This is a genomic window from Rania fehmarnensis (assembly GCF_056494185.1).
In genome coordinates, this window is the sequence record NZ_CM151398.1 from 3991758 (window position 1) to 4006403 (window position 14646).

7 protein-coding genes are annotated in these 14646 nt (G+C 53.3%); 3 read left to right on the top strand and 4 right to left on the bottom strand.

Annotated features, from left to right (window positions below):
• Positions 1 to 160 precede the first annotated feature (160 nt).
• From SH573x_RS13325 to SH573x_RS13340, 4 genes are all read right to left on the bottom strand, one after another.
• Complete coding sequence (locus tag SH573x_RS13325) at positions 161 to 1159, bottom strand: IS110 family RNA-guided transposase (RefSeq protein ID WP_479355770.1); 999 nt, start codon at positions 1157 to 1159, stop codon at positions 161 to 163.
• 380 nt (positions 1160 to 1539) lie between these two features.
• Positions 1540 to 5319, bottom strand: coding sequence for a cadherin domain-containing protein (locus SH573x_RS13330; protein ID WP_479355772.1), 3780 nt, complete (start codon positions 5317 to 5319; stop codon positions 1540 to 1542).
• A 91-nt stretch (positions 5320 to 5410) separates the two neighbouring features.
• Entirely contained in the window at positions 5411 to 6442 is a 1032-nt protein-coding gene (locus SH573x_RS13335) for a Kelch repeat-containing protein (protein WP_479355774.1), read from the bottom strand.
• Between the two features lie 165 nt (positions 6443 to 6607).
• Complete coding sequence (locus SH573x_RS13340) at positions 6608 to 7828, bottom strand: protein-L-isoaspartate(D-aspartate) O-methyltransferase (RefSeq protein WP_479355776.1); 1221 nt, start codon at positions 7826 to 7828, stop codon at positions 6608 to 6610.
• A gap of 339 nt (positions 7829 to 8167) precedes the next feature.
• Here SH573x_RS13340 and SH573x_RS13345 point away from each other — a divergent pair, with 339 nt between their 5' ends.
• From SH573x_RS13345 to SH573x_RS13355, 3 genes are all read left to right on the top strand, one after another.
• Positions 8168 to 10615, top strand: a complete 2448-nt coding sequence (locus SH573x_RS13345; protein WP_479355778.1) for a helix-turn-helix domain-containing protein — start codon at positions 8168 to 8170, stop codon at positions 10613 to 10615.
• A gap of 467 nt (positions 10616 to 11082) precedes the next feature.
• A complete protein-coding gene (locus tag SH573x_RS13350) occupies positions 11083 to 12108 on the top strand; it encodes a bile acid:sodium symporter family protein (protein ID WP_479355779.1) in 1026 nt (341 codons plus the stop codon).
• 287 nt (positions 12109 to 12395) lie between these two features.
• A complete protein-coding gene (locus tag SH573x_RS13355; RefSeq protein WP_479348747.1) occupies positions 12396 to 13769 on the top strand; it encodes a transposase in 1374 nt (457 codons plus the stop codon).
• The last annotated feature ends 877 nt before the right edge of the window (positions 13770 to 14646 follow it).

A 14646-nucleotide genomic window follows, 5' to 3' on the forward strand; every position in this document is an offset into this window, starting at 1 on the left:
GGGCCAGCCCCCAAACCCCCGGGATTTTTCAAGGCATGGCGCCGGTAACTCAATGTTTGATTTCCTACAGGCGCAGCATTACTATGAACTGTGCTAAGTGAAACATAGCAAAGCTCTGCGGGGACGCAACTTTGTAAGGGATAACTTAGTCGCCGGTGAGTCAATGACCCGCCGAGCACGTAGCGCCCGTGGCCAGGCTGGCGACAGCTTGGTCACGTGCCTTCTTCTCGGGGTCCCACATCGTTTGCGTACGTACCATCTCGTGAAGGATCAGGAGCAGCTTTCGCATGCTCGCGATCAACGCCAGCTTCTTCGGTTTTCCTCGGCTTAATAACCTCGAATAGAATTTCTCGACCACTGGATTCTTTTTGGTTGCCACTAAGGCCGCCATGTATAGTGTACGACGCACCGTTGATCGACCTCCGCGAATGCGTCTCTTGCCATCGCTCTGACCGGTTTGGTTGGCCATCGGAGCTACACCAACAAGCTTGGAAATTTCCGTACGAGAGATTTTTCCAAGTTCAGGAAGTTCAGCACACAGAGTGACTGTCGTGATGAGACCCACGCCTGGCGCGCTGGAGATGATCCTTACGTTAGGTGTCTCTTTGCTCATCTCCTTGGCTTGCTCCTTGAGCTGCTCGTTCAGAGCTTTTAGCTGGTTTTTCAGCATTTTCAAGCTCTCTTCAACGAATTGCTTGACCGTCTCATCCTCAAAACGCAAGCGATTCTTCTCTTGGTTGATCATCGTCATGACCTGTACTCGACGACGCGTAAGCAACCGAAGCTTCTTCTCTCGCTCGGTAAGCGGCTTGGTCAAATGGACTTTGACCTGCTCACCAAAATGCCGAATTACTTTGGCATCAATGGTATCCGTCTTTTCTAGATACCCGTGTGCCTTGGCGTAGTAGTGAGTCTTGCGCGGGTTGACCACCGCCACGTTGACCTTCGCCTCGTGTAGCAGGTCAACCATGATATTCTCATAACCACCGCTGCTCTCGCAAACCACAAGTGTCTTTTCAGGCTCTTGGATGCGCTCGATCAACTTGCCAATGGACGAGACCGTGTTGCTAATCGTTGAAGGCAGCTTGCCCTGGGAATCGGAAATGTCTAGCTTCTTGGAAGCTACATCAATGCCGATCACGCGATCATATGTTGTCATTGTAAACTCCTACCTAGTAAATTCAGGCTTCCTCGCACTTGGCGAAGAGCACTCAGCGACCGTTCGGATAGAAAACAATCAGCTGCCCGACTTCGCTCCCCCACGAGCTACAAATGTGTACATTCGTTCGGGGTCGATAAACTGTCTGGGTAGCTGAGTCCGACACCGTTGCAACGACGTCGAACATGAACATCTTAGTTGGCCGCTATATACTAGGTCGCAGACGAGGCGTTCAGCCTTCGTCTGCGGGAGGGGGCACTGCGCTGGGCAAGACTCGTGCGGTACTAACCAACCTCCACTGCCCAGACCCCTCCCGAATCTCGCTATGGCTCGATTCGACCTCCCCAAGGCGAAGCCTTGGAGAGGTGACGACTTGAGTGCTAGCGCACGCGTTTATTGACCATCGAATTCGAATCGAAGCTCCACCACTGCCAGGCAAGCCGCTCCTGCTCGATGGCTACAAACTCGATGGCGCTTTCCCCTTCCCCGGCAGCTTGTAGATTAAGCTGGTTGATGACTAGCAGCACATCGCGAGCAGTGACTGAGTTGTCGCCCGTGGTGTCCAAGAAGCCGTCTGACGGTGGTGCGTCTGACGGCACGGAACCTGGGCCTTGGGTGTTGATGTAGTTGATGATCAGTAACGCATCGCGCGCACTGATTGTTGAATCGCCTGTAACATCCAATGCCATGGCTGAGTTATGCCAAGGCGTCGCGGTGACGACGTTGATGGTTAAGCCAGTGGTGGCGGACGCACCACCCGAATCGATCGCCGTTACACTTAACTGCAACGAACCAACCTGTGCAGCTCCTGCCGTACCGCTCAGCGTTATCGTATCGCGATTGAAGGTTAACCAGGCAGGCAGCGGGAAGCCAGATTCCAACGTGACGAAGATATTCAGCTGGTCACCCGCATCAGGATCAGAGAACGTGCTCGCTGGAATAGCAAAGCTGAACGGCGTGTCGACCATCGCCTCTTGAGTTGGTAATGAAGCATGAACACTTGGTGGTTCATTGCGATCCGTGGCCGAGATGGTGATCGTGGATGTCGCTTCCAGTCCAGCTGCGTCGGTTGCCTTCACGACCACCAAACTCGTCTTGGCACCTTCGAAGTCGATGACAGCGCCTTCATTGACGGTTAAATTCCCAGTGGATGGATTGAGCGTTACCCAAGCGAGCGACTGCGATACCAGGCTCCATTGCAGCGTATCATCCGCGTCTTCGTCACTGGCAGCTAACTGACCTACCGCGCTGCCGGCCAGGCTGTTCTCGGCGATACTTAGGGTCGTCGTCGTTATCTTAGGAGCTTCGTTCACATCGCGCAGTGCAATCGTAACGAGGGCCGATGTAGATTCTGGTGGAACTCCATTGTCAGTCGCGGTGACAGTTAGCACATAACTCGATTTCGCTTCGTAGTTGAGCAGACTGCTGGCTGCGGTACGAATCTGACCACTGTCCGCATCGATCACAAAGTCGGCTGCGTCGGTCCCTGACAAACTGTAAACCACCGACTGCGCGGTATCTTCATCGGTGGCGCTGACGCTGCCCACGACGGTTCCGCTCGCTACGTTTTCGTTCAGTTCAAAACTGCTGCCTCCCAGTATGGGACTGTCGTTTTCATTCGTTACCGAAATCGTAGCAGTTCCAGAACTCGTTAGTGGCGAGCCGTGCGAATCGGCTACGCTAACTTCCAACAGATATTGGCTCTTGGACTCGAAGTTTAACTGCGCCCCGGCCGCCAGAGTTACTTCGCCCGTGTTGGCATTGATTTGAAACAAAGCTTGTCCATCACCACCCTGAATCTGCCAGGTCAACAGTTGGCCTTGATCTGGATCCAGCGCGGTAAGTGTGCCGGCTGATGTACCGCTGGCGCTATTCTCCTTGATGGACAGCGAGCGGTTCAGAAGTTGAGGCGCTTCGTTGACGTTGCTCAAGTTGATGGTCAGAGTTGCTTGAGCCAACTGCGGTGGCGTTCCACCATCGGTGGCGCGAACCAACAGATTGATCAGCGTGAGTTGCTCGAAGTTGAGAGGTGCGGCATCGCGAACACTAACGCGGCCGGTGGCAGGATTGATCTCAAACGCGTTATCCGGGTTTCCACCGACGATGCTCCACGTAAACTGGCCGGCAGCGCCTGCATCGGGATCGGTAGCGGTCATGGTGGCTACGACGGTACCCGCGGGACTATTTTCCGGTAGTGTCTGGCTCTGAGTCGCAATGCTGGGTGGTTCATTGCCGTCTTCAATGGCCAGATCCACCAGTGCCATATCGTTCAGGTTTGCATTGTTCACGTCCTCCAGCTTGACAGCCAGCGTGTAACTGGTCAGAGCTTCAAAATTCAATTCAGCTTTGGTCAGCTTCAATTGACCCGAAGAGTCGATGGCAAAGAGTCCATTGGGATCGCCCGACGTAATCGTGTACTTGAGCTGTTGGCTCGGATAGCCGAGCGTCACGGGCAACGTGGCTATGACGGAACCAGCCGATAGTAGTTCGTTGGCTGAATAGACCTGGTCGGCCAGTAGTGGTGGACGATTTCCGAGTAGCCCAAAATTAATGTCATCGACGTGTTCGTTCCCTGCGATCGTTACGTTGTGACCAGCAGAATTGGCAGGAAAGACTTGATCGTAGGTCGCAGGTTTTTCCAGTCGCACGGAGAAAGTATCGTTAGGAATTGTGGGCAGGGTAAAGCGACCGTTGGCATCCGTGGTGGCTTTCTTTTCGGGAATAATCACTTCCAAGTCGTCCAGACGGCCGAAGGGCGAGGAGTCTTGATAGCTGTTTTCGGGATAGGCCAAGGCCCAGGCGATATCGTCGTTCAGTGAACTGATCGTGAGTCGCTCGGCCTGGTCGGCACCCAATGCCCGCGTGCGCACAAAGCCCAGCGATTGATTGGCTTTATTAAAAATCTCCAGCCTGCCATAAGTTGGTTGGGAGTTGCTGTTACCAATGACGGTGATGGCGATGGCCTTGGCGGGTTCATAAAAGTCCATGCGCATACGCCGGTCTTCGTTGAAGAACCCCACACCTTCGTGCGAAAATATGTATTCGCCGGTTGGGGCAAAGGGCCGCTGCACCACGCGAATCTTGAAACCTTGCGGAACATTATCGCTGCCTGCCGAAATGATGGTGACATAGGGCGACGCATTGCTGACGTCGGCATTCAGCAAGAATGTATTGGGCAAAATGCGATCGACATCGTAGCCTGCCATCGTATCGCCGTTGGCAATAGCTCGAATCGTCGCTCCTGCCACGCCAGCTTCGCCCGCCTGTGGTACACCATCGTCATTGCCGTCTTCGAATACGGTGCCGCTGATACTACCGACCCAGTTCTCCGAACCCAAGTTATCCAAGATTCTGCCGCCATAAGCATATGGACGCGGCGTGCCAAAGACTCCGTGTTGCAGTTGGAATTGCCAGCTAGGATTGCTGCTCTGACCCATTTCAACTGTATTGCCGGCTACCCAGTCATCGGCGTTGTAACCTGTCGAATGATTGATGCGGGCCACATACGCCAATTGGTCGGTCACCACTGAAGTCGTACCCGCCATTACCGTACCCACATTGTCTTCACGAAACGTAATCTGTGCATACGACTTCTGCGGCCAAACACTCTCGCCCCACGGAAAGACCGCGACGCTATCGAGGATCGCCCAGTTCAGGTAAGCACCATCGGGTTGTCCATCGTCGTTACCATCAATATCATTCAGCAGCGATGGAGCCACTGTGGACTGAATCAACAGAAAACTTGTCGAGCCTGTGCCGAACGATTTGGCGCTACTGTCGGACTGGTAGACGTCCCCTGGCATACCCAGAAAGCCATCGGTGCCTCGTAGAACTCGAGCTTGTGGATTGACTGCGTAGCCAGCGGCTGATTGCAGTAGAACCAACATGCCGTTGGAACCTACCGACTGATTGCTCAGGTTAAAGATAGCGCGGATGTCGCCTAGTTCCTTGACGCCATCGGAACTCTGAACCACGACCAGGTAGGTATCTGCGCCCAACGTGGCGTTGGGCTGACTGCGTAGCTCAACATATTGATCCTGATCGTTGTCACCAAAGAGTGGTGCGAAGTGGATCTCGTTGATGTAGGCCGCCAGCGGTCGCCGCGGTTCCATGGACTCGATGGCCAACTTGCGCTTGCGCTGAGATGTTCTGAAACGCATAATAAATTCCGCTCATACATGAACTCTGCCAGAATGAATGGAAGCTATTATGCGCTGAAAGCTCTACATGTGTAAAGAACTTTGTCAACTTTCATTTTTGCGTTTCGAGAACCCAGACTTCGCTGTTCAATGGAGCTGCATGGCCGCCGGCAATCCAGATTTTGTCTTGAAAAACATAGGCCGAATGCTCATGGCGGGCTTTCCAGCCGTCGCCTGCCGATAGCTGTTGCCAACTTTTGCCATCGCGCGAGTACCAGGTGTCGTCCCAATTTTGTGCCGGGTTATTCGACCAGCCGCCCAGCACCCACAACTGCTGCCGATATGCTGTGGCCGCGAACCACAAGCGGGGTGACCAGGGGGCGTGGTCCGTTAACTGTTCCCAGTGCCGGCCATCAGTCGAACTCCAGACGTCATTAAACGCCTGGTACTCAGGCACGTAGTTTCCGCCGCCCATAACAAAGATGCGATCCCCTAGCACCACCGCTTGATGATAGGCTCGTGGAAGCCACGGCGCGTGTTCGATTTCAAGTTGCCAGTTGACGCCATCGGTTGATGACCAGACATCATTCTTGAGGCTGCTGTTGTCGCCGAAGTAGTAATTTTCGGTACCCCCAAGAATCCACATGCGTCCTTGAAATTCAACTACCCCCGCGGCAATGCGTGGACTCCAGGCCGCCTGGCCATTGAGGTCCCACTTAGCGCCATCGATACTCGACCAGACTTCGTTGGTCGCGCCATGTCCGGCCAGGCGACCGTTGGTCCAGCCGCCCATGATCCACATGCGATTGTTGAAAGTGAGCGACATGGGCAAGTCGCTGTAGCGCCACGGCGCTTCGGCAGTCACCAGTTGCCAACTCTTGCCGTCAGTTGAACACCACACATCGCGTGGTGGAGCTGCGAAGGAATCAAACCAGCCGCCCATGATCCACATCCGCTGATCGAATACCAGTTCAGCACTGGAATCGCGCGGTTGCCAGTCGGCTTTCTCGGTAACTTGGCGCCAGCGATAGGCGGGTTCTAGATCCTGCGCAACCAATGAGTGCGACAGCAGTATCATCAGAATCGGTAGCAGGCTGCACGAACGAGGTGACTCCTTGGAGTACTGCGGCGCTAGCCGTAGCATTGATGTCCTAATCCAACAGTACCGCAGCCTGCACAAACTAGGTGACTCCAAACTTTCAGATTGACTCAGCCTGCGTTTAAAGACTTTACTTACATCAAAGCGGTGCCTTGGGCACCGCACTCCACAGCGCAGGCTACTGAGTTTCAAATTTCAAACTTCCAACTTCTACTTGAGCCCGGTAATGCGAATGTTGTCGAAGGAGACGCGGCCGACGGCACCGAAGAGCCCGATCGACAGAATGGCTTCCTTGGTGTTGGGAGGTACAGTGAAATCTCTATTCTTCTCAACCCAGCCGGTGGTACCTTTAAAAGGTCCAATCCAGCTCATCGCCAAGCGTTCGCGTTTGTCATCAAAGAACTGCACCGTAATCGCCGGCCATTCGTCTTTGGCCTGGCCCGCGCCAACATTCTGTGTGCGGACAAAGGCTTCGACACGCAATCTGCGGACGACACTGCCATCGATTGCAAACCCTTGTAACAGCGTGGTAGGTGTCCCGGCGTCATCATTGCTGAAGCTCACATGGTGTCCGCCTGAGGGGCTGCGGTTATCTGCATTCCATGCCAACCCGCGCTGATAATACCAGCCTGGCACGTCACCCGACTTGAGCGGTTGCTCTTCGAAGTCGCCGTTAATCAGTTGGGGATTGGTCGGATCGGCTTGAACTTTGCGCTGATCTTCGGCCGTGCCGGTCATGGGTACAAACAAGGTTGGACGTAGGGCTTCCTTTTCCAAAGTACCGCCCTGCTTGCGCATGCGCATGAGCGTCTGCTGATAACGTTCGCCGATGGGAATAATGATCAAACCGTTATCGACCAATTGATCGATCAATGGCTGAGGTACATTCTCTGGGCTACACGTCACGATGATCTTGTCGAAGGGTGCGTGCTCTTCCCAGCCTTTATATCCGTCGCCTACCTTAGTGTGCACATTTTCATATTTCAACTTGCGGAGCACCTTGGCGGCTTTCTCCCCCAGCTCGGGCACGATCTCGATCGAATACACATCTTTGACCAGCGGACTTAGAACCGCTGCTTGATAGCCCGAACCGGTTCCGATCTCAAGCACTTTATCGGTAGGCTGTGGATCGAGCTCCTGCGTCATCACCGCTACGATGTACGGGCTGCTGATCGTCTGCGACTCGCCGATTGGAATGGCTTTGTCAAAATACGATTGCTGGCGAAATTCTGCAGGCACAAATTCGTGGCGCAGCGTGGAACTCATCGCGCTCAGCACGCGCGGGTTGGTGATGCCCCCGCCTTTCAAAACGGTATCGACCAGTCTGGCACGGGCGACGGCATACGGATCGGCGCCTTGGGCATATATCAGGCTAGTCAACATCGATGCCCATCCACTTGTCAGTCCCAACAACAGTAATAATCGGTACATCTGAGCACCTTATCGAGAGTCCGCCGAGTCGATACCTCTTATTGTACGTCAAATCACAGCCGTAGCGGAAGCCGTCAAGGCTTTCGGTCATAAACGTAGCGGAAGCCGTCAAGGCTTTCGGTCAGCGCAATCTCACTCTCAATCTCGAAACGCTTGACGCGTTCCGCTACGTCGTTGGGACTCGCAATCTCGAAACGCTTGACGCGTTCCGCTACGCAAATGACGACGATTGTAATTGCTATACTGTTCGCACTTACCCGAGACTGAAACCTGGCCGAGAGTACGCAAACGGTGGATGCACAATTCAAGGTATGAACATCCGCTGGCGAGAAGCAAACCATGAACCTACACACCAATCCACAATTGGAGCTCGCTTTTGAGTACGTCCGCGAGACATCCAAGAATCTCTTTTTGACCGGCAAGGCGGGCAGTGGCAAAACCACGTTCTTGCGCCAAGTCAAAGAGAATGGTTGGAAGCGGATGGCCATCGTAGCGCCGACCGGTGTGGCTGCCATCAATGCCGGCGGCATGACGATCCATTCGCTATTTCAGTTGCCATTTGGGTTGCATGTGCCCGATACACATCGCCGCGACGAGCATCGAAAATTCTCCCGGCAGAAGTTGAATCTGATACGCAGTCTCGAACTGCTGGTTATCGATGAAATCAGCATGGTTCGCGCTGACCTGTTGGACGCAATCGATGATGCGCTGCGTGAGTTTCGTGGCGACGATCGGCCGTTTGGCAATGTGCAACTGCTGATGATCGGCGACTTGCATCAGTTACCGCCGGTGGTCAAAAACGAGGATTGGGAAACGCTGGGCCGCTACTACGAGACTCCCTATTTCTTTGGCAGCCTGGCGCTCAAGAAAACGGATTACGTGTCGATCGAGCTCAAGCACATCTATCGCCAGTCCGATGCGACCTTTATCGAGCTACTGAACAAAGTTCGCGACAATCAACTGGATCAGCCCACCCTGCATACGCTCAACAGTCGTTACGTGCCCAATTTCCAGCCGCCACCTAACGAAGCCTATATTACGTTAACGGCCACCAACGCGGCTGCGCTCGACATCAACATGCGCAGCTTAGCAGCCTTGCCTGGGAAATCCCATTTTTATAAAGCGGAGATCGCGGGTGAGTTTCCGGAGAGCTTCTATCCGACTGAACAAACGTTAGAGTTCAAGAGCGGAGCGCAAGTAATGTTCATCAAGAACGATTTGCAACCCGAGAAGCAGTACTTCAATGGCAAGATTGGTCGCATCGTGGGCATCACTGACGAGGCGATTCGCGTGCGCTGTGATGGAGATGTCAGCGACATATCCGTAATGCCAGATGAGTGGAAGAACGTCAAATACGTCTTGAATGAAACCACGCGCGAAATCGAAGAACAAGTGCTGGGAACCTTTACTCAGTATCCACTCAAATTGGCTTGGGCAATTACGATCCACAAGAGCCAAGGCTTGACATTTGAGCGCGCTATTATCGATGCGCAAGCCGCCTTCGCTCACGGTCAAGTTTACGTTGCTCTCAGCCGCTGCAAGAGTTTTGAAGGGATCGTCCTGCGATCACGCATCGACTTTGGCAGTGTCAAGACGGACCCGGTCGTCAAGCAGTATAGTGCTCAAGCAGAAAACAATGCGCCCGACCAGGCTCAGGTTGCACAAGCCAAACGGCAATACCAAGAGCAACTGATCAAAGATCTGTTCAGTTTCGAATCGATCGAGAAAAGTATAAGTCGCTTGAAAAAAACGTATCACGAGCATCAGAGTTCCTTGAGCGCAGAAGCGGCTAGTCAAGTCAGCCAGTTGGCCCACCGTGCGCGCGAGACACTCTCGACGATCGCCGAAAAATTTCGTCCGCAACTACTCGCTTACTTTAAAGAAGACTGGCTGCCAGAGTTGCATCCCGCGCTGCGAGAACGGATCATCAAAGCCGCGGTTTACTTTACCGAAAAGCTCTCGGAATTAATGCAGTTGGCCATGGCCATACCCAAGCTTACCGATAACCAGGCAGTCCGAAAAATGGTTCTGTCGCAGTTCGAAAAGTTACAGCAACAACTGTTTGTCAAACAAGCCAGCTTTGCAGTTTGTAGTCAAGGATTTTCGACCGTGGCCTACAAACGTGCACAGTTTGATGCGGATTTGGATTTCCAGCGCAAATTCCCCAGCCAGGCCCAGGTCGATACCGTGCCCGATGGTATCCCACATCCCAAATTATACGCCCAACTGCTCGAGTATCGCCAACAGATGGCTGAGAAACAGGGCGTCGGACCACGCGCCGTACTGACTACCGATTCGTTGAGGCAATTGGTGACCGTCCTGCCGACCAACCAACATGCAATTCGCAAGATTCATGGTATTGCTCGCAAGCGGCTCGAGCTGTACGGCAAGGATCTCGAAGCGCTTATCACCGCGTATTGCAAAGCCAATCAAATTCGTCCGGGCCAAATCTCCAGTTCCAAATCGCCACCTTCCGAACCTATTCAGGACACCAAACAATTGTCATTGACGATGTTCGAGGCAGGCAAAACAGTCGAGCAGATTGCCCAAGAACGCAAGCTTAGTCTTGGCACCATTCATGGACACTTGGCGCATTTCGTCGAGCTGAATCAACTCGATATCCATCGTGTGCTCTCAGCCGCTCAACTAGACGAGATTGCCCAGTACGTCGAAGCCAACCCGACCAACAAATTGGCAGAAGTAAAAGCGCACTTCGGCACGAAGTATGATTACGGCCAACTGCGCTTGGCCTTAAATTACCACAGCAGCCACCATGCTAAGCCGTAAGCTCCGTGGAGTGCTGTGGCGTCTTTGGAGTGCTGTGGCGTTAGCCACAGCTTTGATGTGATAACCAAACTGTACCGCAGCCTGAACTTTGGAGTGCTGTGGCGTTAGCCGCAGCTTTGATGTGATAACCAAACTGTTCCGCAGCCTGAACTTTGGAGTGCTGTGGCGTTAGCCGCAGCTTTGATGTGATAACCAAACTGTACCGCAGCCTGAACTTTGGAGTGCTGTGGCGTTAGCCACAGCTTTGATGTGATAACCAAACTGTACCGCAGCCTGAACTTTGGAGTGCTGTGGCGTTAGCCACAGCTTTGATGTGATAACCAAACTGTACCGCAGCCTGAACGAACCACTTGTCATGAGCAAATTGTCGTACGTGCAGGCTGCGGCGCAGTCCACGCTTACATCAAAGCGATGCCTCGGGCACCGCACTCCAAAGCCTCGGGCACCGCACTCCAAAGGGAACTACTGTGGAAATTGAAGCAATTGCAAAAACCCTGGCGTTGCTGTTAGTGATCGCGTGGGCGGGGCGAATTACTTTCAAACCGGATGCTAAAGGTGTTGCCTTTACAGCCTGGGTCATGACCTGTGTTCTGGCAGGCTTTCTGTTTCCGAGCGCATTTAGGTCTTGGGGTGATTTCCAGCTCAAGACACTCATTGTGCCGCTCATCCAAGTCATCATGTTCGGCATGGGAGCCACGTTGGCGCTGTCGGACTTCACCCGAGTATTTAAGATGCCCAAAGCGGTGCTGGTCGGTACCGTTCTGCAATTCACCATCATGCCCTTGCTGGGATTTGGACTGGCCAAAGCGTTTGCCTTTGAGCCATCGATTGCGGCTGGTGTCGTACTCGTCGGGTCGTGTCCGGGTGGAGTCGCATCCAATGTGATGACTTATTTGTCCAAAGGAAACGTCGCGCTTTCGGTAACCCTGACAGCCTGCTCGACGTTGCTTGCTCCGATTGCTACGCCACTCCTTATGAGCATGTTGGCAGGGACGTTAGTTGAGATTGTATTCATCGATTGGGTGATCAACATTTTTCAGATCATCATCATCCCAATTGCCATCGGGCTGATTGTCAATCGCTTGCTGATCGCGCTGAAGTGGCGTAGCCCATGGATGGATCGATGCCTGTCGTTGATCGCCATGGCAGGTATCTGCTTCATTCTGGCGATCATCATCGCGGATTCACGCGACAAACTTCTGACTGTTGGCGTGACGCTGGTCGCCGCATCTATGATCCACAACTTGGCCGGGTACGTGCTCGGCTACTATGGCGCCAAGCTCGCTAAGCTAGACGAAAGCAGTTGTCGTACGGTCGCCATCGAAGTGGGATTGCAGAATGGCGGCATGGCGACCGCCTTGGCGATCAACACGCTGAAAGACCCATTAGCCGCCTTGGCCCCAGCCATATTCGGCCCCTGGATGAACATCTCAGGATCGTTGCTGGCTTCCTGGTGGGGTGCACGCGAACCAGCAGAATCGTCTAACCCGTAGCCGAAGTCGCCAGACTTGGATGAACCACGTTGGACACATCCAATCTCTGGCGAGATCGGCAGACTCGTTTAACCCGTAGCCGCCAGGCGAGGCGCACCCAGTGTAGCGATTTTCGATTTTCGATTTTCGATTTTGGGTTTGATATGACCAGTACTCGTTTAACCCGTAGCCGCAGGTTTTGAAGTTGCGCCTTTTTCATGCTAGCAAAAAAACTGCTATTGCAAAAAAAGCGGGTCCATTCCATGAAAAGTTTGTTGAATATCACCAAACATGGAGGAGGACCCGCAATGATTATCGTCGCCGAATCTGCCAAGTCGCTCAAGGGGTATTTGGCTCAATGTAATCTCAAAGAACGCGCATTGATGATGTTCATGCGAATGGTGCTCGCCTTTATTCTGCATCGCGGCCGAATGAGTTGCTCGGCTGCTGCTGGTAGTATTTGCTCCGAGGCAGTTCATCGCGGGGAGGTAACTCGTTTCTTGGCGCAGGCACGTTGGCGGAAATTCGATTTCAATAAAGGTCTGGCCAAGGCACTGCTCGCGAAAGAGTCGAAGCGCGGCAAATTCTTTTTCATTGTGGATGCAACGCAGAAGACGCAGTCTGGTAAGACATCTCAAAACACATACATATGTAGCGCTGGCAATCGCCAACGCAAGAAGAACGGGAATAGTAAAAACAGGAAGCGCGTGAAGACGGATGCTAAATCGATCCACAGCTTCACGTGCGGTGTGCTGATCACTCCCAGTGGCATCCGTGTGCCAAGGCAAATGCCCCACTACACGGAAGAATACAGCGAGCATCGAAAAGTTCCGATGCTGACAACGGCAGAGTGTGCTGCGGAAATGATCCGCACGCTCCCATTGCCAGATGATGCGGAAGTAGTGGTGATAGGCGATACGGCCTATGAATCTCAGGTTGTACGCGAAGCTTGTGAGGAAAAAGGATACACATGGATCTTTCCGGCTAATTCGGAAAGAGTTTATCAAGGCACCAAGGGCAACCGCCCCAAATTGCGGTCTCGTTTAAAGGATTGGACGAGTTTGTCGCTCAAGCGAACCAGGCTTCACGCGAGTACGGGCAAGTACGCCTCTTACCGGCGGCTTTCCAAGTATCGTATTGGGCCGAAAACGAAACATCGCGATTACTATACGCACAAGGAAAAAGCAGAGGTACGGAACGTCGGTTCAGTGCTACTGATTTTTTCGACAACGAAATCCAATCTAGTGAAGGCGACTTCCGACGACGTCAAAATCCTGATGACGAATGCTGTTGATTTGAGTGTGCTTGAAGTGATCGAGATGTACTCGCTCCGCTGGCAAATCGAACTATTCTTCAAAGAACTAAAGTCTACGCTCGGTTTCGATCAGTACTCGTTCAAAGACTTCCGAGCTGTGGAGACTTGGACTGAGTTGGCGATTACTACGGTATTGTTCTTGGAAGATATGCGTATCACAAGAATGAATGACCGTAGGCTCGACGAGGAGAGGCGACGATGGTGGGCCATGCAGCGACTGCATGGACTGTGCTTAGCCTACCGCCAAGAAAGTATGGGCCAAGAACTAAAGTACATCAACGACCGCCTAAAAACTTCTGGAGGCATCAACAAACTCAAACGATTGATGGCTGCAGCACTTCCAACAGAATACAGGATAGCCGTATGATTTAAGCAAAAAAGGCGCAACTTCAAAAGCCGCAGGCTAGGCAATCGAAGGAGTTCACGTGCCGTGGCGAATCTCTGTCTTAAGCACGCAGACGCTCAGGTAAACGCAGCGTTGGTTAGAGGGTTCACCTCGCCTGACGGCAAATCGTTTAACCCGTAGCCGCAGGTTAGGCAAACGAAGGAGTTCACGTGCCGTGGCGAATCTCTGTCTTAAGCACGCAGACGCTCAGGTAAACGCAGCGTTGGGTTAGAGGGTGCACCTCGCCTGGCGGCAAATCGTTTAACCCGTAGCCGCAGGCTAGGTAAACGAAGGAGTTCACGTGCCGTGGCGGATCTCTGTCTTAAGCACGCAGGCGCTCAGGTAAACGCAGCGATGGTTAGAGGGTGCACCTCGCCTGGCGGCAAATCGTTTAACCCGTAGCCGCAGGCTAGGCAAACGAAGGAGTTCACGTGCCGTGGCGAATCTCTGTCTTAAGCACGCAGACGCTCAGGTAAACGCAGCGTTGGTTAGAGGGTTCACCTCGCCTGGCGGCAAATCGTTTAACCCGTAGCCGCAGGCTAGGCAAACGAAGGAGTTCACGTGCCGTGGCGAATCTCTGTCTTAAGCACGCAGACGCTCAGGTAAACGCAGCGTTGGGTTAGAGGGTGCACCTCGCCTGGCGGCTACGGGTTAAACGAGTCGCTCAGGTAAACGCAGCGTTGGTTAGAGGGTGCACCTCGCCTGGCGGCAAATCGTTTAACCCGTAGCCGCAGGCTAGGCAAACGAAGGAGTTCACGTGCCGTGGCGAATCTCTGTCTTAAGCACGCAGACGCTCAGGTAAACGCAGCGTTGGTTAGAGGGTTCACCTCGCCTGGCGGCAAATCGTTTAACCCGTAGC